This window comes from Ligilactobacillus aviarius, assembly GCF_001654615.1.
GTDB classification, from domain to species: Bacteria; Bacillota; Bacilli; order Lactobacillales; family Lactobacillaceae; genus Ligilactobacillus; species Ligilactobacillus aviarius_B.
Genome location: NZ_LWUD01000014.1, coordinates 30521 through 56103 on the forward strand (window position 1 = coordinate 30521; position 25583 = coordinate 56103).

Below are 25583 nucleotides of genomic sequence, written 5' to 3' on the forward strand. Positions count from 1 at the left end.
AAATAATTAGATAATACTTTGGGAAATTAATTTGGGAGGTAATTAAATGACAAAAGTATTGGTAATCAAGGCGCATCCGCATGCTGAGGATAGTATTTCAATCAGTGTCGCTGACTATTTCATTAAGAAGTACCGGGAACTTCATCCCGATGATGAGATCATTACGCATGATTTATATGCCGAAAAAGTCCCGCCGTTAAATGACACAACAATGGAAGCATGGAAGCACCAACGGAATGGGCAACCATTATCTGATGAAGAACAGCAGGTAATTGCGGCGCATAATCAATGGTTAAACGAGTTTTTAGAAGCTGATAAGTATGTGTTTGTCAACCCAATGTATAACTTCTTTTTGCCGGCAGAAATGAAACAGTATGTGGACATTATTGCGGTTCCACGAAAGACGTTTAAATATACGGAAAAGGGCCCGGTTGGTCTGCTTGAAAATAAGAAGGCACTCCACATTCAAACAGCCGGAAGTGTTTATCATGGAACGCCACTTGAAAAATTTGATTTTGGTGGGACCTATCTTAAATTAGCGTTGAAATTGTTTGGCGTGGACGACTTTACTGATCTTTATATTGAAGGGGTTGATCAGTTTCGTGATCGGCGTGATACAATTAAAGAAAAAGCAATGCAGGATGCTGCAAAAATCGCGGAGAAGTTTTAATCAATGAATAATAAAATCAATCAAATTACAATTTTAATTTTCCAAATTCAAAATGCACATAACAGTGAATTAACGGTTGCCCAAGAATGGATGCTTGAGCACGTTAAGGATCCGGAACTAAAGAAGAAGGTTCCGAAACTTTCAGTTGTGGCATATCATATTTTGGATACGTTAAGCCAGCATCAAGAGCTTACCGGAATTAAAATTGCTCAAGAGCTGGGAGTTACCCGTGGCGGAATTACCCGGGCGGCTCGCAAAATGCAGGATGAAAAATTGATTGTTGCTGTGCGGCATGAAGACAATAAGAAGAACATTTACTATCAACTGACCCCCGAAGGCCAAAAGATTGCCAACTTACATGCTGAAATGCACCAAGAACTTTACCGCCAGCTTCAGGAAAAAATTTCGACTGATTTTACCAGTGATGAGCTCGATTCGATCATTCGTTTTTTGAGTTACATCAAGGATCATGTGATGTAAGAAAGATTGAATACAACGTTGAGATTATCCAAATTGTATTTCAAGAAATTATTTATTACGCAAATGCTCTTAAAGATAGTCCGTACCAAAAGTAAATAATCTTATGAGAAATCTGGTTTCATGCGGATTTTTCTTTTTTTATAAGGAGTTCCATAAGTTTTTTAATTATTATTAAAGAATAAAATAAAATAATTCTATCAAAATTTGGGCGTAAATGTTTTCATTTATTTATCTGATTTGGTAAAATAATAGTCGTTGAAAGTTTTAAGCAATTAAAACTTTTTCTAAGGATTTTCCTTAAATAATTTATGAGGTGATATAGATGGCTAACACAAGAACATCAAGAAAAATTGCTATCGTCGGTGTCGGCGGTGTAGGTATGGGTTGTGCATACTCAATCTTAAACCAAGGTCTCGTTGATGAAATGGTATTAATCGACGTTGCCGGTGACAAGGCTGACGGTGAAGCTCGTGACTTAATGGACGGTGTTACATACGCACCAGAAAACTGCAAAGTTTACCATGGTGACTACTCAGATTGTAAAGATGCCCAAATGGTTATCATTACAGCTGGTATCAACCAAAAACCAGGCCAATCACGTTTGGAATTAGTTGGTACAAACGCAAAGATCATGCGTTCAATCGTTAAGGAAGTTATGGGTTCAGGTTTCGATGGCAACTTAGTTATCGTTTCAAACCCTGTTGATGTATTGACATATGTTGCATGGGATGAATCAGGCTTACCACAAAACCGTGTTATCGGTACAGGTACATCACTTGACTCAACTCGTTTACGGATGCAATTATCAAACAAGACAGGTGTTGACGCACACGACATCTCAGCATACATCGTTGGTGAACACGGTGACTCAGAACAACCATTATGGTCACAGGCTACAATCGGTGGCAAGCCATTAATGGACTGGATCGAAGACGGCGACGAAGGTGTTATCAAGAAGGATGAACTTGAAGACATCCGTAAGACAGTTCGTGACGCTGCTTACTACATCATTGATCGTAAGAAGATCACAAACTGGGGTATCGGTTTGAGTACAGCTCGTCTTGTTCGTGCAATCTTAGAAAACGAACACGCAATCTTGACAACATCAGCATACTTCAACGGTGAATACGGTTTGAAGGACATCTACACAGGTATCCCAGCAATCGTTGGCGAAAACGGTGTAGAACGCATTGTTGAAATGCACATCACAGACGAAGAAATGGCCGGCTTACACAAGTCAGCTTCAGAACTTAAAGAAGTTCTTGACTCAGTTCGTGAAAAATAATCTAATTGAAAGTTAGACAATTAAGTCTGTTGGGTGATTGTCGCCTGACAGGCTTTTTGTGTTTTAAGAGGTTAAAATGAAATATCCTGAAGAATTAGTAGCACGGGTAAAGCAACGGGCAGCTGGTTATCGGCTTGAAGGCTTTTTATCCGGTCAGGGAAAAATCAATCCGCCGTTGATGATCGTTGGTGAAGCTCCCGGAAGAAAGGAAATTACGGCCCATATTCCGTTTTCTGGACAGTCCGGGCAGGAATTGATGAAGTCATTAGCGATTACCGGACTGACGCGGGATGATGTTTACATTACAAGTGTTGTTCGTAGTCGCCCGTACTCAGTTAAAAAAGTTAAGAATAAAAAGACTGGTGAAATTGAAACAAAAACGCCGAACCGGACACCAACGAAAAAAGAAGTGTTAGCCTATGCCCCACTTTTTGACTGGGAATTAAATCAGGTTGATCCGGAAGTCATTGTGACGGTTGGCAATACGAGTTTGCAGCGCATTTTAGGGCCTAAATTCAACGTTGGGACCCATCACGGTCAAGTATTCCGCCAGCCAATCCAGCAGTTAAATGCAACGGGAGACGGCTATATTTTATCTGATCGGGAATATACGGTGATTTCAACATTCCATCCCGCAGCAGTTTTTTATAACCGAAAATTAGCCCCTGAAATTGAAAAGGACTGGCACTTGATCGATCAGGTATTAAAAAAACGCCAGTCCGCCGCAAATCAAGACTAAAAGAATTAAGAGGCCCCACTGAAAAATTGAAATCGAATCGTGATAAGTTTCGGTGCGGGGATAATCGTTGGAAAATCCTTGAAGGGTCATTGCAACGGCAAGGTTATCTGACCAATTTAAACAACTAACAATAATTTTTAAGTAAAGCATCGGATTCCACCAATTCAGCGTTTGGTTATGCATATTGGCGGCAATCCGAATTTTTTTGATTTGAGTCTTTACATTCTGAACCATGCCGACTGCAGCGAGAATCCCGTAAACAAATGTGTTTGAAAGGTGAAAATGCTGATGCAGACTTAAAAGGACTGTTTTCAAAGAATAACAAAGGGTAACGAGGGCGCCCAATGAGAAATAAGTATAGATCCGGGTCGCATACAGCCAGGCACTTGGATATGAATGACTAAATGAAACAAATGATAACCAGCTTCCAAGGGCAAACGGAAACGCGATCAAAAAGGCGATCCCGATTTTTTTAAAAGAAACCCGACAAACCGCAAGATATAGTAAACATCCAATGAAGATAACAACGTTTAACCAAATTTTCGAAGCAAACGTCAAAATTAGTCCGAGAACCAGCATTAATAAAACGGCAATCGTCGGATTAAGACGGGGGTTAGCGGTTGATTTCATTTAATGACTCTCCTTTCGGTAAAGGTTGAAGCTGCAAGTTATGAATTTCAAGAACATAGTCATAATGGGTGAGCGATTGAAATTGATGATCGATGATCAAGATTCCACATCCAAGTTGCTTAAGCGTTTCGATTAGTTTCCATGCAAGCGCAACGGAGGCGCGGTCAAGGCCGGTTAAGATCTCGTCAAGCAAAATTACGGGACTGCTGATGATCGCTAAGGTCAGAAGCTGGACTTTCTTTTGCTGGCCGCCGGAAATAAAATATGGACTTTCATTAAGGATATCTTGCAAGTTAAGTCTTTGAATCCATGAGCTAATTTGCGAATCTGTCCAAAAGTCCGGGTGATGCGAAGCCTGTTGTGCACTTTGCAGTTCTTTGCGCACCGTTGCTTTGATAAATTGATCTTCGCTATTTTGGAAACCGAGGGTAATTTGCCGGATCCATTTCCGGACGTTGGCCCGTTGTTCATTTTGCTGATCATAGGTGATTTGACCGGAATACGGGTGTTGTTTGGTAAGCACATTCAAAAGGGTCGACTTGCCGCTTCCGTTTTTGCCAGCTAACAATCCAACCATTCCCTGAGGTAACTTAAAGGTACTTTCGGTAACGAGTGGCCGCCCGGACTGACTAAACGTTAATTTGTGCCACTGAATTCGGGACGGTGTTGAAGCCGGCAAGGTTGCGGTTACACGTGAAACAGCCCGCGAATTTTGAAATTCGGGGCGGAACGGTTGTAATTTTTGTGCGGTAACAGTGAGCCAGTTATCAGCTAAATCTTGATAATATTGTAATTGATGATCCGTCACAATGATTGCAGTGTTATTTTTTTTATTTTTTAACATGTGGATAAGCCAAAGTTGGTGGTCGCGGTCCAGGTTCGCAAACGGTTCATCCAAAAGCAGATATTCAGGATCAAGACTGAAGATCATCGCAAGCGCCATCTGCTGCAATTCGCCACCGGAAAGCGTTGTTACCGGCTGGTCAATAAGGGCCTCCAATGAATTTTCACTGATGATTTGATGGATAATTTCTGGAATTTGGTCCCTTGGCGTTTGAAGATTTTCAAGCATAAAGGTCAGCTGTTCCCGCCCGGTTTTAAACGTAAAAAAGTGGCGGGTATTTTGCGGAAGGTATGCCAGATGCTGAATCCGGGCCGCGGGAACAATTAAGGCTGCATCTTGCTGATTCAGTTGAACTTTCCCGAATGATGGTGAAAGAATCCCTGCTAGCAATTGCAGAAGGGTTGATTTTCCGCTGCCATTTTGTCCGCCAATGACCGTTAATCCGCGAGTTGGAAAATGATAAGTAACATTTTCCAGCAATGACGGTTGTTGGGGATAGGCAAAGGTCATGTTTTGAATTTCAAGATCCATTATGCAGTCACCACCTTTGTTTTAATAAGTAGTTTCTGAATTGCCGCGACCATGAATCCGGCAAAAGTTCCGATTGAAATGAAGCGCAGAAACAATAAGATGATCAACATGTGCAGGGGATAGTGCAGATAACCGCTTTGAAAAAGATCCCACCCGAAAGTGATCAGGGTCGCCGTAATTGTGGATAAAAATAAGCCGAAGCGGTCAAAATGACGATATCCGGTAAGGGCAAATCCGCATTCTGAGCCCAGTCCTTGAATTAATCCCGAAATGATCGTCGCAACGCCCCAACTTGAGAAAATAAACATTTCTAAAATCGCAGCTAGCAACTCGCCAATCAGACAAGCATTGCGTTTTTTTAATAATAGGGCAGAAACCGGGCCGGCCATTAACCAAACACCAAGGGTCAAATCGTTAGCATACGGTTTTAATGGTGTTGCCGCAAGTAAGTAATAAACGTAATTCCATCCCTGATAGATCAATCCAAAGAAGATCGCGATCAGGGAAAGCAAAATCACATCATGAACTGTCCAATGTTGTTTATGGGGATTAACTGTGGGTAACTGCATAAGATTCACTTCATTTCTTTGATATAATTTAATTATACCGGATAATGGCAGGTGAAATCACAATGGAGCTTGATAATTATGTGAAACAAATTCAAGCAATTCGGCAAAATTTTCTTAAATTAACGCCGGTTGTGGAAAAATGTGATCAGATTTTAGCAACGATCAGCGCTTATCAACAGCGGCAATTACCAAATGTTGAATTAACAGAATTGGAACTTTCAACGGATCTGATTTTTGACAATTTGATTGGATATCCGCAACTAATGGATGTTTCCCCGCAATTTGAAAATTTAAGACAGGTACTGATTGAAAATTTTGGAATTTGGCATGTTTGCAATCAGCTTTGGATCAATGATCTGCAAGCTTTTTGCGGTCCCAATTCATGTAATTTGGAGATCATGGCGGGCAATGCGGTAATTAGTGCGAACTTGAAAAATACAATTGCAACGGATAACCTTGATTGGCAAGGCCAAGATAATGAGCGACCATGTCCGTGGACGGCAGTGGAAAAATTGGATGCGGTTACCGCGGTTCGAAAATATTATTCACATGTGGATAATATCATTATGGCCTGGGCGCCGGATAGTGGGGATGTTGATTGGCAAGTTTTGCAATTTTTGCGCCAAAATCACTTTCAAGGGAACTTGATCGTGATTGGTGAACGCAATGGCGCAACCAATTCGGCAAAGTTTTGGCAAAATGCACGGTTGCAGCTGATCGATCAGCTTAATCAGCATCATCGCCCGTTTGATTTTATTAATGATCAGGTTTGGCTTGTGAAATAAAAAAGACGTGGAAATTTTCCGCGTCTTTTTAACGTAGTTTAATTGATCAATTAGCCGATGATATCGAAGTTTTCAACAAAGTTTTCAAAGTCAGCTGCGGTGTAACCGTAACGAACCATGAAGACTAATAAGTGACCCAGGATCGTATCACAATCACAGTCTCTCAAATCAGCTGTTTCAAGTGAATTGCCGTCTTCCTTATTCAATTCATAGTAAGCAACTTCTTCAAATGAGTATACGCCAGTGTTGAACATGTCGTAAAAATCAAGGTCGCGTTTACCGTTGAAACCGTAATTTTCTTCCGTTAAGATTTGAACATTTCCGTCCTTTGAGACGTAGATGCGTGGCATTTGAACTTTGCCATCTTCTTTTTCAACTGGGAAAAGGTTCCGCAACGTTGAAGTTTCGATCAACCCTTCATCTTCTTTGCTGATTTCAGCAGGTAATGCCTTGACTGCTTCTTGGAATTGGCTCAACTTTTCTTTGAATGCAAGAAATGTTGGATTGTCTTCGTAAGCTTCGGTTGAGAAGTACATTCCATATTCAGCGTTGTATTTTGCAGGGAAGTCCTTGGCACCTAAAAGGGCGTTGTCATCTGTCCAAAGTAATTTCCGTTCCATGATTTGGCTGAATTCTGGACGGTTGTGTTCGATCTCACGGACCATTGTTCCAAAGTGGCCGATCAAGTTGACAACCATTTTATTAAAATTGTCTGATGTTAACGTGTTATCGATAAAGTCTTTGACTAACATCAAGTGATCCTCCTTCAAAGTTTTATACCTCTATTTTATGATAATTTTGAAATTTTGGAAAATATAAATTTAAAGAAAAATAAGAATATTTAATGAAATTCGATATTAATTTTTCGTTTAGTTAAATTTTTTGTTAAAATGAATAGAGTAGACTAGGTTATTTGACAGTCATGCCATCTAGAAATGGATGATTGGATACTACAGAATAGGAGAAAGATGCTATATGAAGATCTTAGTTGTTGATGATGATAAGGATATTGTCGAATTGATGAGCATTTACATTACAAATGAGGGGTACGATGTAGAAAAAGCTTACAACGGCAAAGAAGCAATCACAAAGCTCAATACAAACCCCGATATTGGATTGATGATTTTGGATATCATGATGCCGCAAATGGACGGCTTAGCTGTTTTACGCGAAGTCCGGAAAGATTCACAAATTCCGGTCTTGATCCTTTCAGCCAAAACCGACGATCTTGATAAGATCCAAGGATTGATCCAAGGGGCTGATGATTATGTCACGAAGCCATTTAACCCATTGGAAGTAATGGCACGGGTCAAGTCGTTGCTCCGGCGGTCACAACATGATGTTCGCAACGAAGAACCAGACCAAATTGAAATTGGGCCGCTTATTATCAAAAAGGATTCACATGAAGTGATGACTTCAACCGGCAAACCAATTCAATTAACAGCACTTGAATTTGGAATTTTGTACTTGCTTGCAAGTCATCCGAACCGCGTCTTTTCAGCTGACGAGATTTTTGAACGGGTATGGCAACAAGAATCAGTTGTTTCAGCAAAAACGGTTATGGTTCACGTGAGTCACTTGCGCGATAAGATCGAAGAAGCAACAAACGGTGAGAAAGTTATTCAAACAGTATGGGGTGTAGGTTATAAAATTGAAACACGTTAGAAATAGGGAGCGCGAAGAAGGCGAACAACAATGAAGTTGAAGATGACCTCCAAGGAAAAACGCGAACTCCTTTTGGAGATCCTGTTTACCCTTGTTTTGTTGTTAGCAGCCGATTTCGCAATTTATATTTTACTGAATGAGTGGACACGGCATATTCCCGGAATCACGAGCGGAATTTTTGATATTAAAATGTCGCTTACATTGGGACCGAATACCGTTAAATTCGGTAACTGGGGATTGCTTTTTGTGTTCATTGCAACTGTTTTTGACAGTTTTATTCTGTATTGGCGGATCGTCCACCAATATCGTCAAATTCAGCTTTATCACGTGATTTCTGAATTACATTACATTGCGTCAGGTCATTTTGACCACCGGATTCCATTTGTCCTCAACGGATCAATGCAGCGGGTAGTTGAAAGTATTAATGCTTTGGTTGATAGCACCGTTGAGTCAATGAAAGAGGAACGGCGAATTGAGAAATCAAAGGATGAGCTGATCACGAATGTCAGTCATGATATTCGAACGCCATTGACTTCAATTATTGGATATTTAGGACTGATTGAGAATAAACAATATCAGTCAGAAGAAGATTTGATCAAGTTTGCCCACATTGCATTTGTCAAATCAAACCAAATGAAGTCGCTGGTCAATGATTTATTTGAATATACAAAGGTCCGTCAGGCAGATACGCCGTTGAATTTAATGACGGTTTCTTTGATGTCGCTTTTTGAACAGCTCGAAGCAAGTTTTGAGCTGGAAGCTAAAGAAAAAGGAATGGCAATTTCAACTAAAATGCCTGACGGGGATTTGAAGCTTGAAGCTGATCCGGAAAAGTTTGCCCGGATTTTTAATAATTTGATCACGAATGCGTTGAAGTACGGTAAAGGTGGCAAAAATATTTACCTTTCAGCCCGGCGAATGAATGATGATGAAATTGAGGTTCAAGTTTCAAATGATGGCGAGCCGATTCCGCATGATTCATTGCCGCAAGTTTTCGAACGCTTTTACCGGGTTGAAAAATCGCGTAATCAAAAGACCGGTGGAACTGGATTAGGATTAGCGATTACCCAGCGCATTGTTGAATTGCATCATGGAACGATCAAGGTTGAATCGAATAATCACCTGACAACTTTTGTCATGCGCTTCCCGGTTGAACAACCGACAAAAGAGGAAAAAGTTGAAGAACTTGACTAGTATTGGAGATTAGAAAATGCATTTAATGAAGAAAATACAGAAAGTTTTAATTGGATTAGTAACGGCAGTAACGGTGTTTGCTGCGGGCGGAGCAGCGGCGGTTCAAGCTGCAAGCTCTTCGGCGACGGCGAGTTCAGCAGCAACTGCTTCATCAAAGACCAAGACTGCTCAGCAGACGCAGGGCTTGCATTTGGACGTTAAATCAGCGATTGCAATCGATGAAAAAACGGGGCAGATTTTGTACCAGCAAAACGCTGACCGATCAGTTCCAGTTGCTTCATTGTCGAAGTTATTGACACTGTACATCGTTATCCAAGCCATTCAAGATGGAAAACTTTCATGGAATCAAATGGTTAAGCCATCGAATAATGTCTGCGCTGTCAGTCAGGATACTTCTTTGAGCAATGTTCCGCTTGAACAGGGCAAACAGTATTCGGTAAAAGCTCTTTACCAGGCAACCTTGATTTATTCAGCTAACGGAGCAGCGATGGCGCTTGCTCAAGCAGTTGCCGGAAGCCAAAAGAAATTTGTTAACATGATGCGGCAGGAAGCCAAGAAACTTGGAATCAATGACGCGCAAATCTATACCTGCAACGGATTAACGAATAAATTAATGAAGAGCGATGCTTATCCGGGAGTTTCACCGAATGCCGAAAATAAGTTTTCAGCCAAGGATATGGCCTTGATTTCAATGAAACTTTTGCAAGAATATCCAGAAATCGTCAAGACTTCAAGTGTGAAGGAAATGAACTTTAATACTGGTAATCAGCAAGTCCAAATGAAGAACTGGAACTGGATGCTTCCAGGCGGTCAATGTTCATACACCTTACTACCAGTTGATGGGCTTAAGACCGGGACATCCGATGCTGCGGGAGCTTGCTTCGTTGGAACAACGAATAAAGACGGTCACCGGATCATTACGGTTGTTTTAGGCGCATCACACAAAAACGACTCTGACCCGGCCCGGTTTGTTCAGACTCAAAAACTAATGTCGTACATTTATCATACATACAATTACGTAACCTTGAAGAAGGGCCAAAAGACAGCCGCTTTACCTGTATATCATGGAAAACAGGTCAATGTGAAAGTTGCGAATGCATCGGCTGAAGGTCTCTGGTTAAAGAAGGGGACGAAAGCTAACAATGTCGCAGTCAAGGTTAACGTGAAGAAGAGTCTGCTTAACAAGAAAGGCAATGCGCTTGCCGCTCCATTATCGAACCATGAAACGGTTGGGACGATGAAGTTTACGGTTGATGGGCAAAACCTTGAAACTGTAAACGGAACGAAGTGCGCGGTTAATGCCCAAACAACGGCCGCCATTAAAAAGGCGAATATCTTTGAGATTGCATGGCGGTGGGTAACCAACCTCTTTTAGTCATGAGTTATTAAGTGCGGATATTGTTCGAAGTATGTTATACTCAAAATATAGGTACTTTTTTATAAATGGAGGTATGTTGTGACTAAAGAACAACCACGCTGGTTGGAAGTACTCAAAGTAGCACTTCCGCTTTGCCTAAGTTACATTCCAATCGGTCTTGCATGTGGAGTCCTTCTGCATGCAGCTGGTTTTAATACGATCTTGACGGGCTTAGCGTCAATGCTCGTTTTCTCAGGTGGGGCGCAGTTCTTGATTGCGTCGATGTTAACTGCAAATGCTCCAATGCATACGATTTTATTCATGTTATTCTTCCTTGAATTGCGGTATGCATTGTTAGGGTCAAGTTTGTCACAATATGTTCAAGGAACAAGTAAGAAATTTATTTACTTCTTTGCAATTTCGTTGAACGACGAAAACTATGCGGTTAACTATTTGAAGTTTGCAACTGATAAAGAGTGGTCACCGAATGATGCGATGATGGTTGAACACTATTCTCTTTTATCATGGACGGTTGCAAATGTAATCGGCAGTTTAGTTGGTGGAATGTTACCGAAGATCAACTTGGAAATTGTTGATTTTGCGTTAACATCGTTATTCTTGTACATGATTGTGATGCAGATTCGGAATAAACTCACGATTTTGATCAGTGCTTTTTCAGCTGTTTTGGCAGTCATTTTTATGTGCTTGCTTAAGAGTACGATGGGGCTGGTTGTTGCAACCATCATTGCCTCATTGACAGGGTTTGCGATTGAAAATTACTTACGCAAACATGGTCGTGAGAAAGGGTTCTTGTTGAAGAACATCAAGCCGAATAAGCAGTGATTTTAGGTAGGAGAGTTTGCTATGCATATGTCGAGTACAGATCATTTTATTTTGATCATCTTATCAATGTTGGTTGCGTTAGGACCACGACTATTGCCAATGAAATTTTTTACAACACGGAAAATCCCGGAATGGTTCAATGAATGGATGAAGTATGTTCCGGTTTCGCTGTTTACCGCATTAGTCGTGAAGGATATTTTCATTAATACATCGCACTATACGTTTATCGGATTTGGTCATTTGGCCAAATTACTTGCAGCGGTCATCGTAATGGTTGTTGCATACAAGTCACGGTCAATGGGGCTTTCAGTTGTGCTAGGACTCGCAGCGGTTGCCTTATTGTCAATGGTAATTCCAGGATAATTACATATTGAAACTTAAAAGTCACTGAATGATTGAAGAGGTCAGATTCAATAATTCAGTGACTTTTGTTGTATAATTGAAGTAGATTTCAGATAGAAAGGTTTAATCGCGATGCAATATTTAAAGGAAAAAATTAAGACATCATTTGAAGATGCAGAATTAACAGGATATGTTTTAGATAATTCACCAGAAATCGATGAAAACCGGGTTCGGCCAGCCGTTATTATTTGCCCCGGTGGCGGTTACAAGATGGTTTCTGAACGTGAAGGGGAACCAATTGCCGTAAAGCTTTTAGGAATGGGTGCTCAAGCATTTGTTTTGAACTATTCATGCATGCCAGTTCACCATCCAGCCCAATTAGCTCAATTAGCAACGGCCGTTAAAATGGTCCGTGATAACGCTGCTCAATGGCACGTTGATCCAAATAAGATCATTGTGATGGGAACATCTGCTGGGGGTCACTTAGCAGGAATGCTCGCAACAATGTGGAACTCACAAACAATCAAAGACCTTGGCTTCAATCCGGAAGATGTTAAACCAAACGGCTTGATCATGGGTTATTCAGTTGTTACAGCTGATCAACAATTTGGCCACCAAGGTTCATTCGATCACTTGTTGGGCGAAGATGCAACGCCAGAAGAACGCGAAAAGTTATCTCTTCAAAAGCATGTTTCAAAGGATACTCCAATGGCATTTATTTGGACAACAACTGAAGACACCACGGTTCCAATGGAAAACAGCTTAATGATGGTTGAAGCTTTGCGGAAGAACGGTGTTAACTTTGAATTCCACGTCTTTCCACACGGTCAACACGGTCACAGTTTAGCAACCAAGGAAACAGCGAACAAGGATGCTCAAATTGTTCCAACGTTGCAAGTTTGGCCAGAATTGTTGGAAACATGGCTTCACGAAAACTTTTAATTTAAAGTGGGGAAATTGAATTGCGAAGAAAAGTTCTGATTGGATTAGGAGTTATTCTTCTTGCGGTTGTTTTTATCGGCTTCGGGTTTACGAAAAACGTTGAAGTCCAAAAGGAATATGAACAAGCAATGGAACGGGGAATTACCCAAACAAAAAAATGTGAGTACCAGGCTGCAAAGATCAGCTTTCAGAATGCGGCCAAGCGAAAGCAGGATGACCCGCAGGCTGAGCGGAATATCAAACAGCTTGATTTGTATATGAAAGCCAAATCTGCTTTAAATCAGCGAAACTATGATCAGGCCAAAAAGTTTTTTGATCAAGTCGCTGACGCAGATCACGGTTTAAATGTTTTGGTTCGGCGTTCGAGTGCATATGCGACTGAAATTGAAGAAGCGCAAAATCAGCTTGCATCATTTGAAAAATTGTATGATGAAGCGGTTGAGTGCAACGAAGAAGGAAACTATGCCAAGTCAAATACATTACTGACTTCGATTCTTAAATATCGCGAAATCAATGAACGATATTACGATTCGATCTTGGCAAAGGCTAAACATTTGAAACATGAAAATGACCGGTTTCTTGCCCCGGCTTATCCAGTAAAATCAGAACATAAATAAAAATGGTTGTGAATCATCACAACCATTTTTGTTTACTTAATTATTGAAAGTGCCGACCTTCAGAATTAGCAACATCAACTTTTTGTTTGAAAAACTTGATCCAAACCATTACGGCAAATTCCCAAACTGCGCCAGCTAGTAACAAACTGCCGAATGTGTCAGTTGGATAGTGAACCCGTAAGTAAATGCGTGAAAGCATAATGAAAATTACCCAGATAACTGCAAGAACGCGGATCACTGATTGGGTCGTGTGGTTCTTGATTCGCGGAACGATCAGCGTAAGTAAAAGAAGAACGAATAACGTTGTTCCAAAAACGTGGCCGCTTGGGAAACTATAACCGTGCGCAGGAGCAAGCCGTTGGGCAAGCGCTGGACGCGGCCGGGCAGCGATGTGTTTAAAGACCCATGCCAAACCGTTTCCAATGATCAACGTTCCAAATCCCCAGATTGCAGCAGCGTATTCGCGTTTGAAAAAGACAAATGCCAATACTAAGCACGCAAGGATCAACGAAACAACTGGCGAACCAAAATTAGTGAGAATACTTATTAAAACCGTTAAATGTTCATTAGTGAATGAAAAAACAATTGACTGAACAATATGATCGATCCCATGGACAATTGGACTGTTTAATTTGACCAATAAAAGAAGGATTAAAAAGATGATTGCATAGACCGTTGCTAAAATCGGTCGGTTTTTGTTTTCTTTCAGGTCCAAGAAGTTTCACCTCAATTAATAATAAAATTACATTTAATATCTTACCATTATCTCACTGGATTTTTGTTAATTAAAGTTGTTTTTTTATGATTTTTTAAATTATGATAAAAATAATCAAATCAAAGGACAGGGAAAATGCAATATCTTATTCACAAAACTGATTCAAAAAAGGAAGCTGCTGGGAAAATTTTGCGGCAAAACGGAATTAGCGGAAGAACATTAAAGAAGATTCGCCAAGGCGCAGGGCGGATTCTTTATCAGAAAAAGCTGATCACTGAACGGACAAAAATCGATGGCGAAGCAACCTTGATTTTGGACCTGAAACCGGAACAACCGGATCCGAACGTTGCTCAAAGTACGTTGCCAATCGAAATCATTACGGAAGATCAGTATTTCTTAGCACTGAATAAGGACGCGCAAACGACAAGTGTTCCGGGACCGGCAAATTCAACAACGACTTTGGCAAACCGGGCATTGGGATATGCCCAAACGCAATCCCAACCATATGTCCCGCATATTTTGACCCGGTTGGACTTTGATACCAGTGGGGTTGTTCTGTTTGCTAAAAGCAATTTCATCCAAAGCATGGTTCAGGATCAGATCACCAATCACACAATGAAAAAGGAGTATCTTGCGGTGGTGAGTGGCCGTCTTCCAGATGATCACGGAATGATCGATCTTCCTTTAAAAAAAGAAAGCTATGAAAGTGCCCGTCGAATCGTCGCTTCAGATGGAAAACCTTCGCAAACTGAATATTGGGTCCAAGAACGTTTTGAAGACGCGACGATGATCAAGGTGCGGTTACATACCGGGCGCACACATCAAATTCGCGCACACTTTGCCCATCTGGGATTTCCGTTGATCGGTGATGAACTTTATGGCGGACCGACGCAATTAATTCACCGGCAAATGCTGCACGCAGCCCATTTAGAGTTAGTCAATCCGTTTACTGATCAGCCTGAAAGTTTTAATGCGCCATTGCCGGATGATTTCCAGAAAGCATTAATTCATTTACGAAAAAATCAGGCTTAATTGGGGCTTTAAATTAAGCCCGTTTCTGATATAATGAATGCGAATTAAAAAAATGAGGTGAAATCAATGACACCTAAAAAAGAAGACTATTTAAAAATTATCTTTGAACTAGGCGGTCGGAAAAAGAAAGTCTCAAACAAGCAGATTTCAATGAGTTTGAATGTTGCAGCCGGATCAGTAACGGAAATGGTGCGTAAGTTGGTGAAAGAGGGGTTAGTTCACCATGAACCTTACGGGGGAATTTCATTAACTGCGAATGGGGTGCAGATTGCCGAAGAGTTGATTCGGCGGCATCGTTTGTGGGAAACCTTTTTGGTTACAAAATTGAACTATTCATTACAGGATGTTCATGAAGATGCTGAAGTGCTTGAACACGCCACAAGCGGGAATTTAATGGATCATCTAGATGAATTTTTAGGTCATCCGCAACGGTGCCCGCACGGTGGCGTTATTCCGGATAAAAACGGCGATTATGAAGAAGATAGCCATGATATTTTGATGGATGTTCCGGACGGATCAACCGTTGAAGTTGATCGCTTTATTGATAATCATGATTTATTGACGTACTTAGCAGGGGTTAAATTAAAATTGGGTGAGCGAATTAAGGTTTTGGCCCACAAACCATTTGAAGGACCGATTGAAATTGAAGTGGAAGAGACCGGTGAAAAAATGGGAATCGGCTATAAAGCAGCCCACTATATTTTTGTTAAATAAAAATGAATTAAACTCCGAATGAGGCACTGACGATGGTCATGCCTCATCGTTTTATTCTGTGGAAAGTAACGAGGTGAAAAGGATGGAGGATGCAAACTTAATTATTGATACGGTCTTATTGGCTGGGAAGATCATGATCGAAAATGGAGCTGATATGGCCCGGGTCGATGATACCTTACAACGGATCGCGCGGAATGCAGGAATTCAAAGCCCGCGGATTTTTGAAACGACAACGGGGATCATGATGTCGATTCAAGGCGGCGAAAATTCCCAGGTTGAATCAATTGACAAACGGCGAATCGACCTTGAGCGAATCTCACGGGTCAATGATGCTTCCCGGGCATTTCAAGCGAAAAAATTGACGTTGCAGCAAATGTATGATCGGTTAGTAATTTTGGATGAATCCACTCCTGATTTTCGTCCCGTTTTAAAGGTGATTGCGTCGGCCTTGATCGGCGGAACGTTGGAAGTCGTTTATGGTGGTCGGTGGTCAGATATGCTTTTAACGATGGGAATTGCCGCGTTAGGATATGCCAGTTACGTGATCTTGAATCGATTTTTTAGAACGGAATTTGCCAGCGAATTCATTGCGGCAATGGTAATTGGAATTTGCGGGGTAAGTGCTGTTAAAGCCCATTGGGGAATCAATATGGGGATGATCATTACCGGGGGGATCATGCCTTTAGTTCCAGGGGTGTTATTGACCAATGCAGTCCGTGATCTGCTTGCAGGTCATATTTTAAGTGGTGCATCGCGGATGATCGAAGGGTTGATCACTGCATGTGCGCTTGGAATGGGAATCGCGCTGGTCTTACGGTTTAGTTAGGGGGTTGATTGAATGAACATTTTACCAATTACGGGGGATGGCTTGCTGGTGCATTTCCTTTTTAGCTACATTGCAACGATGGGATTTGGAATTTTGATCAACATCCCGCATAATGCGCTGTTAGGATGCGGAGCAGTCGGCAGTTTAGGATGGATGACATATATTTTGATTTTTCATGCTCATTTAGGAACGATGCTTGCTAACTTAAGCGGGGCGTTAGTTGTTGGGCTCGGAGCAGCTATTATGGCGCGGGTCAAAAAGATGCCGATGATTTTGTTTAACGTTCCGGGGATGGTTCCCCTTGTCCCAGGAAGTCAATCGTATAAGGCAATTTATAACTTTGCGTTTGGAAGGAACAGCATTGCTTTGCATTACCTGGTACAAGTTGCAATGATTGCTGGGGCAATTGCAATGGGCTTTTTCCTTGCCGAAATGATTACGCGGATGTATTACCGAATCAAGGGATCGGTGAAGAATAAGGCAGTTTGAGAAAGCAAAAAAAGGTTGCGGTTCAAGCCGCAACCTTTTTTAATATTGTCCTTGATATTGAGGTGTTTGATATGTTTGGTATGTCTGACCGGTTGAAGTGGTCGTATCATTCGAATTTCCGGTTCCGGTCCCTTCAAGCTGATTTGGCGATTCAAGGTCAGTGCCTTTCAAAGTATCGCCAGTTTCAGCATGGGGTAAATCAAGGGCTTTTCGTAAGACATCCGTAATTTCCTGTTTATTTTTCCGGCTTGCAACTTCAAAATCAGCTTCACCGATTACCTGGGTTGTTCCTTGAAGGTGGGTTGATTTCATGTGGTGAGTTGCTACCCGGTATTTCATGTTCAAAGAGACCATGTTGTTAAAGGACAAGTCAGTGCGTAACTGTTTCGATAACGAATTCAAGAAGTCATCGTTTAACAAACTGGTTAATTGAACTCCCTTAAACGCCAGGGCCATGATAACTTGCCGTTGCCGGTTTTGGCGTCCGTAATCTCCTAATGGATCTTGATCACGCATCCGGCAATATTGTAAGGCTTCAGTTCCATCCATATGGGTCTTTTTACCTTTCACAAAATTGTATCCGGCAAACGAAAACGACAGCAATGGCTTAATATCAACGCCGCCAACAGCATTGATTAATCCTTCCAGACCGCCCATGTTGATCGTGGCGTAAAAGTCGATCGGAACGTTGAGGTATTTTTGAACGGTTTTGACCGCCGTTGCTGAGCCGCCGTAAGCATATGCCGAGTTTAATTTACTTGGATAGTACTGTTCATAACCGTTGATTGCAACCAGGGCATCGCGCGGCAGACTCACAAGGGTCATGGTTTTATCTTTTGGGTTTAAAACGCAGACCATCATTGTATCAGTCCGTCCTTTAAATGACCGTCCAAGCGCCCCGGTATCGGTTCCCATCAGCAGAATTGAAATCGGCTTGCCTTCTTTAAGCAACCGGTCAACATCGCGCTGCTTTTTAACGCTGTTCGGGGCATAAACGGAATCGGCCGCTTTTCGGGCATTTAAGTAGTGTTCGTGTAGCACATGCCCACCAATTCCGAGTACAATTACTAAGATCAGTAAAATCCAAAAGAAAATTATTTTTTTGCGTGATTTTCTTCGGGGACGCGAAATCATTTCTTCGCGCTCCAACTCATCAGGTTGGTTTTCAAATTCTTCATGTTGTGAGCGATGTAAACTCATAAGGGTTCCTCCCTCATAAAAAAATAAGGTCGCATTTAACGACCTTGAATGATTGCAAAGTCAAAATAATCTACTAGAATCAATTTGACCTCATTATATCATGAATATTGATTTTAATGGTCAGCATGGCCAAGGAAGAAACTAATCAGTAAGATTACTAAAACGGCGGTGGTTACGATCGTATACAACTTATCGTGTTCCTTAAAGAACGTGTAGATCGAAGTTGCAACCCGCAATGCGGGGGTCAAGATTAATAAGAAGATTCCGCCCATCATAATTGCATATGGTTTTAACTGAATAATTCCTTGGCAAATCGCCGTTAATGTTGTTGGAAATGTTCCACCAGGGTATCCAGTTGAGTGTTTAACTACCATTAAAATGTAGCCAATCAGCATTACGACTGCAGCGGTTGCAACGCCGACTCGCATGATCTTCCCGATAATGATTTCCATGTGGTTCATTTCTTCTTGGGTTCTTTTATCCATTTTCATCTTAAATCGTCACCCCAAACGCTTTGAATGCCATTTGTAATCCTAAGTATGCCAAAATTGGAACGAAGATGATCCGCAACCATCTTGAAGGCATGTGTTGCATGATTCGGCTTCCGAGAGCGGCACCGACAATGATTCCCAGTGACAATGGAACCGCGATATCTGGCCGAATTGAGCCGTTAAAGAAATAGATCGTTGCACTTGCAGCGGCGGTAACGCCCATCATTAAGTTACTTGTTGCACTTGATGGCTTTAACGGCATCTTCATTACATTATCAAGAGCCATGACTTTAAAGGCTCCTGAACCGATTCCGAGCAGACCGGATGCAAGACCGGCACCGAACATGATCGTCATCCCACCAGGAACATTTTCAACTTCGTAATCGACTTGTTTGTGAAGGTTCTTGTCATAATATGAGTTATTCAGTTTTAATTTTTCAGCCAGTTTGTCTGGCGTTGCCCGGTGAAGGACCTCTTTTCCAGAACGTAATTTATGAACCATGTTCCAGCTTGCAAATAAAAGCAAGCATCCGAATAAGAAGTAAAGGATCGCCGGATTGAAGACCCCGGTTAAAAGGGCCCCAACAATGGCGCCGATACTGGTAGCAAGTTCAAGGAACATTGCGACCCGTAAGTTCAACACATCATCTTTCAAAAACGCAATGGTTGAACCCGAACTTGTTGCAATTACGGCAATGATACTTGCCCCGATCGCATACTTGATTGGAAGGCCCATCCCTAAAGTAATAATTGGTGTGATGATCATTCCTCCACCAATTCCTAAAATTGCTCCCATGGTCCCGGCAAAAAGACCAATCAGCAACATTAAAAATGCTGTATGCATAATTAAATTCCTTCTCTCATTTTGTTTCCTTTTAAATCCTAACATTAAACTTTCATAAAGAAAAATATTTATTTGTTGTGATAGATATGCAAAAATTGTATATGATAATAGTGAGTAATTATTTAGGGAGCTAAGTTATGAATTTAAAACAATTGGAGTATTTTATTGCTGTTGCCGAGGAAAAGCAGGTTACAGCCGCAGCTAAACGGCTTAACATTGCGCAACCGCCGTTGAGTTATCAACTGAAACAGCTTGAAAAGGAACTCGGAGTTCAGCTGCTTAAACGAACGGCACATGGAGTTCAGCTGACCCCGGCTGGAAGTACGCTGGCTGAATATGCGAAGCAGATCGTTGATTTAACCAAGATCACGGAGTATAAAGTCAAAAATATTGATCAGGGATTTTTAGGGACGCTTCGAATTGGGGCAACGTCAACCAGCGGCGGCGTCTTACCAAATGACCAAGCCGCAGAGCTTATCAAAGCATACCCGGGAGTTAAGTTTGAGTTAAGCGAAGGAAATACTTATCAGTTATTGGATCTTTTAAATAAGAATTTGATCGACGTGGCGGTTTTGCGAACTCCATTTAACCGGGAAGGTCTTCAAGTGCGGATGTTTCCGGCTGAACCGATGATGGCGATTATTCCAGAACGCTTATTGACAACTGATTTGGCTAAACGGAAAAGCATTTCGATCGAAAAATTGAGTACCTTGCCGCTGATCGTCTACCGGCGCTTTAAGATCATTATCAAAGATTCCTTTGAACATCGGGGACTGCAACCAACTTTTGTGCTTGAATGCGACGATGCCCGGACAGGAATTCGGTGGGCTGAAAAGGGAGTCGGGGTTGCCTTGGTTCCCGCAACGTGTGCTCAACGGTATGCGACTTCGCAGGTCAAACTGATCCCCGTTCGCCACGAAGCATGGCAGACGAATCTCGCTCTTGTATGGAAAACTGATCAACAGCTTTCACCGGTTTTAGCAAAATTTATAAATTGTTACAAAAATGATACCATTAAAAATAAAGAGAAAGGATGATCACAACGATGACGTATTATTGTGAAAAATGCGGTCATAAGCTCGATGAAAATGAACGGCGCTGTGCCTTTTGCGGAGCAGTTCAAAAACGGTTTTCAGATCAGGATTATGAAACGAAAAAATGTAAAAAGTGCGGCAAAGATATTTATGTCAATGCTAACTTTTGTCCGTATTGCGGGACTGACCAAGCAATTTTAAACTTAAATGAAGACCTTAAACGCGACGATGCCGATCAAAAGACGACGTCAAGTTCAAATTTGAATTTAACTTCTGAACAAAAACTTGCTCAGGGATTAATGAACACGAACTTTGATGATCAGGATTCGTTGAATAATTTTATGAAGCAGATGCAGGATGCCGGAATCAAGGTCCGGGTCATCAAGCCAGAAGAAAAAAATGAAACCGGCAAGCCAGGATTGATTGCCTCAACGAAACTGTTTTTTCGGGACATGTTCAAAGTCAATAAACGGCTTGGAGTCAATGACTTCTGGTGGGGCTTTTTCGGCTTCTTCCTGATTTGTATGGTTGCTGCCATGCTATTATCTGAATTGCTACCATTTTTTAAGATTCCAATGACAATGAAGACGATGTTCAAGCTTTCAGCTGGCATTTCAGTCGTTTTTCGTCTCGGAGTCTTGACCGCGATCATTCGGCGGTTGCATGATATCCAAATGCCGGCGTGGTTTGTAATTCTGTGGTTTATTCCGATCGCTCAATTTTTCATTTGGTTTATTTGCATGATGGGACCGCGATTGGATAACAACCCATATACGTTTAATGTCGAAGATTGGAAAAAACGGCAAAATAAATTTTAAAAAAGAGTAAATTAGACTTGATTTAATAAGAATTAAAAGCGATAATAATTACATCGAAGAGAGGTCGCACTGCTTATCAGTACCCTTCATGAATTGCTAAAGCAATGGGGATTGAAGGTGAAAGGAATCGGTGCCGAAGTGATTGATTGCTTTAGAAGTCAACCGCTGGGGTCTAGCTTAAGAGGCTAGGAACTGTCGCAGTGAAAACATTGCGGAGCGCTATCGAAAGTCTATTATTATGATATTTTTTAATTTTAAATTTAAAAATTTTAGTCTTAGTAGAACTTCAACGCGCATGCTTCGAGCTGCGCGTTTTTATTTTGCTTTGTAGTGATTGAATCTGTGCTCTTTGACCGGATATATATTAGGAGGTTAAAGTTATGGCAGAGGAAAATCAAGTTAAGCGATCATTGAAGACTCGACACTTGTCGATGATCGCGTTAGGTGGAAGTATTGGAACCGGGTTATTTGTTGCGAGTGGATCGGCAATTTCACAAGCCGGGCCTGGTGGAGCGATCGTTGCCTATATCGGAATCGGGGTCATGGTATATTTCTTAATGACTTCATTGGGTGAAATGGCAACGTACCTTCCCGTTTCGGGATCATTTGCAACGTACTCGCGGCGCTTTGTTGACCCCGCATTAGGATTTGCAATGGGCTGGAATTATTGGTTTAACTGGGCGATCACGGTCGCAGTCGATGTTTCAACGTGTGCACTGGTTTTGAAGTTCTGGTTCCCCCACGTTCCGGGATGGGTTTTTAGTTTATTTGCCCTGTTACTTGTATTTTTGATCAATGCGATCTCGGTTAAGTCGTTTGGGGAAACGGAATACTGGTTATCGTTGATCAAGATCGTAACGGTCGTTATTTTCCTTGCAGTTGGGGTCTTAACGATTTTCGGGATCCTTGGCGGCAAGGCAACGTACTTACACAACTTTACATATAAGAAAGCTCCGTTCGTTGGTGGAATTCCGGCAGTTTTGAGCGTTTTCGTTGTTGCTGGATTCTCATTCCAAGGAACTGAATTAGTTGGGGTAACGGCCGGCGAATCAGAAAATCCGGCAGAAAGTGTTCCCAAGGCAATTAAGCAAGTCTTTTGGCGGATTTTATTGTTCTATATTTTATCAATTTTTGTAATTGCAGCAATTATTCCGTATACAAGCAAGTATTTACTTGGTTCAAGTGCTTCGGATATTGCGATCAGTCCGTTTACGTTAGTCTTTAAGCGTGCCGGATTAGCCGCCGCTGCCAGTGTGATGAATGCGGTTATTTTGACATCCGTGTTATCATCTGCCAACTCCGGAATGTATGCTTCAACGCGGATGTTATATTCGATGGCTCAGGATGGGGATGCCCCGAAGATCTTTGCCAAGGTCAATAAGCGCGGAGTCCCAATGGCTGCATTGCTTGGAACGGCTTTTGTTGGATTGTTGACATTCCTGACAAGTATTTTTGGAAATCAAATTTATCAATGGTTAGTTGCTGCCAGTGGATTGACCGGTTTTATTGCATGGGTTGGAATTGCAATTTCACATTACCGGTTCCGGCGGGCATATGTTGCTCAAGGACGCGATGTCAATGATTTGGTATACAAGGCAAAGTGGTTCCCGTTTGGACCAATTCTTGCATTAGTAATGTGTATTCTTGTGATTATCGGTCAAGATTTACAAGCTGTTGCTCACTTTGATTGGAAGGCAATGCTTGTAACGTATATGTCAGTTCCATTGTTCTTGATTTTATTCTTCTATTACAAGTTCAAGCATCACACGCACATGATTCCGCTTGAAGAGGTTGATTTAACAACGCCGGATATCAAGCAGGATTTTGATGAGGAAGATGACACCTTGGTTGAAGATCACTAGACTTGATTAATTATAGGTAAAAGGTTAAAATAAATTTGAAATAATTAAAACGTCATGGATCGCCATAAGTAGGTATACAGAGAAGCGGTGGGTGGTGCGAACCGTTACCGAAATTCCAGCTTTCTAAACGACGGGCAGGCAATGCTGCACGGGAGACCGTTATTAAGTTGAGTGTGTTATTTTGCATGCATTTGGAAAATAACAAAGTTGGGTGGTACCGCGAATAAGTCTTTCGTCCCATAGGTGGATGAAAGGCTTATTTTTTTAATTATTTTAGAAAAATTATCGGAGGAAGTTAAAATGTTAGATATTCGCCAAATTCGGAAAAATCCCGATGAATATAAGAAACGTTTAGGAACTCGGGGAGTTGAACCTGAAAAAATTGATGCTTTATTGGAAAAAGATAAGGAACGGCGTGATTTACTAGTTGAAGCTGAAAACTTAAAGAAACAACGGAATGATGTTTCAGCTGAAATTGCAAAAGCTAAGCGGAATAAAGAAGATGCAACTGCTCAAATTGAAAAAATGCGGGAAGTTGGAACGCGAATCAAAGCTTTAGATGAAGATTTAGATCGGGTTGAAGCTGAAGAACAAGACATTGCATCACGGTTACCAAACTTGCCAAATCCAACGGTTCCAGTTGGCTTGACTGAAGCAGAAAGTGTTGAATTATATAAGGTTGGAAAGCCAACTGAATTTGATTTTGAACCGAAGAATCACTGGGATGTCGGCGAAGATCTCGGAATTTTAGATTTCGAACGGGCTGCTAAGGTTTCAGGTGCTCGGTTTGTTTACTATTTAGGAGCTGGGGCAAAGTTGGAACGGGCCGTTTACAACTTTATGCTTGATGAACATGCTAAGGAAGGCTTCACGGAAGTTCTGCCGCCATACATTGTGAATGCTGCTTCAATGTATGGAACAAGTCAATTCCCGAAATTTAAGGAAGACGTTTACCAAGTTAATGGGGAAGATATGACGTTAATTCCAACGGCGGAAGTTCCATTGACGAACTACTACCGGGATGAAGTCATTCCAACTGAAAAGCTTCCAGTCTACTTAACAGCATTAACTCCTTGCTTCCGTTCAGAAGCCGGAAGTGCCGGCCGGGATACTCGGGGATTGATTCGGATGCACCAATTCAATAAGGTTGAAATGGTTAAGTTTACGAAACCGGAAGATTCATATGATGAATTGGAAAAGATGACGAAGTGTGCAACTAATATCTTAGATAAGTTAGGATTGCCGTATCACGTAATTACTTTATCATCAGGTGATATGAGTTTTAGTGCTGCGATGACGCATGATATTGAAGTTTGGATGCCTGCGCAAAACAAATACCGTGAAATTTCAAGCTGTTCAAACTGTGAAGACTTCCAGGCACGCCGGTCACATATTCAATACCGTGATGAAAATGGTAAATTACAATTCGTTCACACATTGAATGGCTCGGGATTAGCTGTTGGACGGACCGTCGCTGCAATTCTTGAAAATTACCAAAACGAAGACGGCAGTGTAACGATTCCAGAAGTCTTGCGTCCATACATGCATGGAATGGAAAAGATCACTTTAGAAAACAACAAGTAATTGACGTTTATTTAAAAGGTTGAGCTGGTGGCTCAACCTTTTTTGTTTAAGAAAAAGTTATCAAAAATTAAAAAAAGTGATTGACGAAAAGAAAGGAAGCTAGTAATATAGTAAATGTTCGCAAGAGATGAATGATTTGATAATTTATTTTAATGAAGATGGTTGACATCGATTTATTAAATTGATATTATTAAACAGTTGTCTTTTGACAAAAAGTTGTAGATCTTTGAAAACTGAACAATGTTTCGACACACACAAATGTGCAGGGCAATTCATGAAAATGAATGCAATAACATTTGCGAAGTCAATTCGCTAGTAATTACGAGTCACAAACTTATAAATTGAGAGTTTGATCCTGGCTCAGGACGAACGCTGGCGGCGTGCCTAATACATGCAAGTCGAACGAGAATTTCTTACACCGAGTGCTTGCACTCACCGTAAGAAATTCGAGTGGCGGACGGGTGAGTAACACGTGGGTAAC

The 25583-nt window shown here is 41.4% G+C and carries 28 protein-coding genes, 1 rRNA gene and 1 riboswitch; of the genes, 21 read left to right on the forward strand and 8 right to left on the reverse strand.

What is annotated here, in order from left to right:
• Positions 1–46 precede the first annotated feature (46 nt).
• The 4 genes from A3O17_RS02835 (at position 47) to A3O17_RS02850 (ending at position 3174) form a co-directional block, all read left to right on the forward strand.
• Positions 47–670: an FMN-dependent NADH-azoreductase gene (locus A3O17_RS02835; RefSeq protein ID WP_064212581.1), complete on the forward strand. Its 624-nt coding sequence runs from the start codon at positions 47–49 to the stop codon at positions 668–670.
• Positions 671–673: 3 nt separating this feature from the next.
• On the forward strand, positions 674–1150 hold the full coding sequence (locus A3O17_RS02840) for a MarR family winged helix-turn-helix transcriptional regulator (protein ID WP_064212582.1): 477 nt from the start codon (positions 674–676) through the stop codon (positions 1148–1150).
• Positions 1151–1472: 322 nt separating this feature from the next.
• Entirely contained in the window at positions 1473–2435 is a 963-nt protein-coding gene (locus A3O17_RS02845) for an L-lactate dehydrogenase (protein WP_064212583.1), read from the forward strand.
• Between the two features lie 76 nt (positions 2436–2511).
• On the forward strand, positions 2512–3174 hold the full coding sequence (locus A3O17_RS02850) for a uracil-DNA glycosylase (RefSeq protein ID WP_064212584.1): 663 nt from the start codon (positions 2512–2514) through the stop codon (positions 3172–3174).
• Here A3O17_RS02850 and A3O17_RS02855 read toward each other — a convergent pair.
• The 3 genes from A3O17_RS02855 to A3O17_RS02865 are packed head-to-tail and all read right to left on the reverse strand — an operon-like array spanning position 3139 to position 5748.
• Entirely contained in the window at positions 3139–3804 is a 666-nt protein-coding gene (locus tag A3O17_RS02855) for an energy-coupling factor transporter transmembrane component T family protein (protein ID WP_064212585.1), read from the reverse strand. The two genes, A3O17_RS02850 and A3O17_RS02855, sit on opposite strands and share 36 nt — an antisense overlap.
• Positions 3788–5179, reverse strand: coding sequence for an ATP-binding cassette domain-containing protein (locus tag A3O17_RS02860; protein WP_064212586.1), 1392 nt, complete (start codon positions 5177–5179; stop codon positions 3788–3790). Before A3O17_RS02860 ends, A3O17_RS02855 begins: the two co-directional genes overlap by 17 nt.
• The gene (locus A3O17_RS02865) at positions 5179–5748 is read right to left on the reverse strand and encodes an ECF transporter S component (RefSeq protein WP_064208775.1); all 570 of its coding nucleotides are present in this window, start codon (positions 5746–5748) and stop codon (positions 5179–5181) included. Before A3O17_RS02865 ends, A3O17_RS02860 begins: the two co-directional genes overlap by 1 nt.
• A gap of 62 nt (positions 5749–5810) precedes the next feature.
• On the opposite strand from A3O17_RS02865, the gene A3O17_RS02870 reads away from it, so the two are divergent.
• Positions 5811–6533 carry a hypothetical protein gene (locus A3O17_RS02870; protein ID WP_064212587.1) on the forward strand — a complete coding sequence of 241 codons (723 nt, stop codon included), beginning with the start codon at positions 5811–5813 and terminating at the stop codon, positions 6531–6533.
• 50 nt (positions 6534–6583) lie between these two features.
• Here A3O17_RS02870 and A3O17_RS02875 read toward each other — a convergent pair whose 3' ends face one another.
• Complete coding sequence (locus A3O17_RS02875; protein WP_064212588.1) at positions 6584–7285, reverse strand: hypothetical protein; 702 nt, start codon at positions 7283–7285, stop codon at positions 6584–6586.
• Between the two features lie 223 nt (positions 7286–7508).
• Here A3O17_RS02875 and A3O17_RS02880 point away from each other — a divergent pair, with 223 nt between their 5' ends.
• From A3O17_RS02880 to A3O17_RS02910, 7 genes are all read left to right on the forward strand, one after another.
• Positions 7509–8198, forward strand: coding sequence for a response regulator transcription factor (locus tag A3O17_RS02880; protein WP_064212589.1), 690 nt, complete (start codon positions 7509–7511; stop codon positions 8196–8198).
• Positions 8199–8228: 30 nt separating this feature from the next.
• Entirely contained in the window at positions 8229–9392 is a 1164-nt protein-coding gene (locus tag A3O17_RS02885) for a sensor histidine kinase (RefSeq protein WP_064212590.1), read from the forward strand.
• 16 nt (positions 9393–9408) lie between these two features.
• On the forward strand, positions 9409–10767 hold the full coding sequence (locus A3O17_RS02890; RefSeq protein ID WP_064212591.1) for a D-alanyl-D-alanine carboxypeptidase family protein: 1359 nt from the start codon (positions 9409–9411) through the stop codon (positions 10765–10767).
• A gap of 81 nt (positions 10768–10848) precedes the next feature.
• Positions 10849–11592, forward strand: a complete 744-nt coding sequence (locus tag A3O17_RS02895) for an AzlC family ABC transporter permease (RefSeq protein WP_057827282.1) — start codon at positions 10849–10851, stop codon at positions 11590–11592.
• A gap of 21 nt (positions 11593–11613) precedes the next feature.
• Positions 11614–11955, forward strand: coding sequence for an AzlD domain-containing protein (locus tag A3O17_RS02900; protein ID WP_086427346.1), 342 nt, complete (start codon positions 11614–11616; stop codon positions 11953–11955).
• A gap of 111 nt (positions 11956–12066) precedes the next feature.
• Positions 12067–12876: an alpha/beta hydrolase gene (locus A3O17_RS02905; RefSeq protein WP_064212592.1), complete on the forward strand. Its 810-nt coding sequence runs from the start codon at positions 12067–12069 to the stop codon at positions 12874–12876.
• A gap of 20 nt (positions 12877–12896) precedes the next feature.
• Positions 12897–13493: a hypothetical protein gene (locus tag A3O17_RS02910; protein ID WP_064212593.1), complete on the forward strand. Its 597-nt coding sequence runs from the start codon at positions 12897–12899 to the stop codon at positions 13491–13493.
• A gap of 40 nt (positions 13494–13533) precedes the next feature.
• Here A3O17_RS02910 and A3O17_RS02915 read toward each other — a convergent pair whose 3' ends face one another.
• Positions 13534–14208, reverse strand: coding sequence for a phosphatase PAP2 family protein (locus tag A3O17_RS02915; protein ID WP_064212594.1), 675 nt, complete (start codon positions 14206–14208; stop codon positions 13534–13536).
• A 135-nt stretch (positions 14209–14343) separates the two neighbouring features.
• Between A3O17_RS02915 and A3O17_RS02920 the strand changes: the two genes are divergently transcribed.
• From A3O17_RS02920 to A3O17_RS02935, 4 genes are all read left to right on the forward strand, one after another.
• Positions 14344–15240, forward strand: a complete 897-nt coding sequence (locus A3O17_RS02920; RefSeq protein WP_064212595.1) for an RluA family pseudouridine synthase — start codon at positions 14344–14346, stop codon at positions 15238–15240.
• 66 nt (positions 15241–15306) lie between these two features.
• The gene (locus tag A3O17_RS02925) at positions 15307–15954 is read left to right on the forward strand and encodes a metal-dependent transcriptional regulator (RefSeq protein WP_057827287.1); all 648 of its coding nucleotides are present in this window, start codon (positions 15307–15309) and stop codon (positions 15952–15954) included.
• 82 nt (positions 15955–16036) lie between these two features.
• Complete coding sequence (locus A3O17_RS02930) at positions 16037–16780, forward strand: threonine/serine exporter family protein (protein ID WP_064212596.1); 744 nt, start codon at positions 16037–16039, stop codon at positions 16778–16780.
• Between the two features lie 12 nt (positions 16781–16792).
• Positions 16793–17269 (forward strand): threonine/serine exporter family protein, encoded by a 477-nt coding sequence (locus A3O17_RS02935; RefSeq protein WP_057827289.1) that lies wholly within the window; start codon positions 16793–16795, stop codon positions 17267–17269.
• A 39-nt stretch (positions 17270–17308) separates the two neighbouring features.
• On the opposite strand, the gene A3O17_RS02940 is transcribed toward A3O17_RS02935, so the two are convergent.
• The 3 genes from A3O17_RS02940 to A3O17_RS02950 all read right to left on the reverse strand — a co-directional run bounded on the left by A3O17_RS02940 (position 17309) and on the right by A3O17_RS02950 (position 19804).
• Positions 17309–18469, reverse strand: a complete 1161-nt coding sequence (locus A3O17_RS02940; protein ID WP_064212597.1) for an LCP family glycopolymer transferase — start codon at positions 18467–18469, stop codon at positions 17309–17311.
• Positions 18470–18582: 113 nt separating this feature from the next.
• A complete protein-coding gene (locus A3O17_RS02945; RefSeq protein WP_057827296.1) occupies positions 18583–18954 on the reverse strand; it encodes a DUF1634 domain-containing protein in 372 nt (123 codons plus the stop codon).
• Between the two features lie 7 nt (positions 18955–18961).
• Positions 18962–19804: a sulfite exporter TauE/SafE family protein gene (locus A3O17_RS02950; RefSeq protein WP_404802688.1), complete on the reverse strand. Its 843-nt coding sequence runs from the start codon at positions 19802–19804 to the stop codon at positions 18962–18964.
• A gap of 137 nt (positions 19805–19941) precedes the next feature.
• Between A3O17_RS02950 and A3O17_RS02955 the strand changes: the two genes are divergently transcribed.
• The 5 genes from A3O17_RS02955 to A3O17_RS02975 form a co-directional block, all read left to right on the forward strand.
• The gene (locus tag A3O17_RS02955; RefSeq protein WP_064212598.1) at positions 19942–20841 is read left to right on the forward strand and encodes a LysR family transcriptional regulator; all 900 of its coding nucleotides are present in this window, start codon (positions 19942–19944) and stop codon (positions 20839–20841) included.
• 8 nt (positions 20842–20849) lie between these two features.
• Positions 20850–21656: a zinc-ribbon domain-containing protein gene (locus A3O17_RS02960; RefSeq protein WP_180752387.1), complete on the forward strand. Its 807-nt coding sequence runs from the start codon at positions 20850–20852 to the stop codon at positions 21654–21656.
• A gap of 49 nt (positions 21657–21705) precedes the next feature.
• Positions 21706–21886, forward strand: a riboswitch (Lysine riboswitch).
• A 150-nt stretch (positions 21887–22036) separates the two neighbouring features.
• Positions 22037–23518, forward strand: a complete 1482-nt coding sequence (locus A3O17_RS02965; protein ID WP_064212600.1) for an amino acid permease — start codon at positions 22037–22039, stop codon at positions 23516–23518.
• A gap of 300 nt (positions 23519–23818) precedes the next feature.
• Positions 23819–25102 carry a serine--tRNA ligase gene (serS, locus tag A3O17_RS02970; RefSeq protein WP_064212601.1) on the forward strand — a complete coding sequence of 428 codons (1284 nt, stop codon included), beginning with the start codon at positions 23819–23821 and terminating at the stop codon, positions 25100–25102.
• A gap of 337 nt (positions 25103–25439) precedes the next feature.
• A 16S ribosomal RNA gene (locus tag A3O17_RS02975) occupies positions 25440–25583 on the forward strand; the annotation flags it as partial.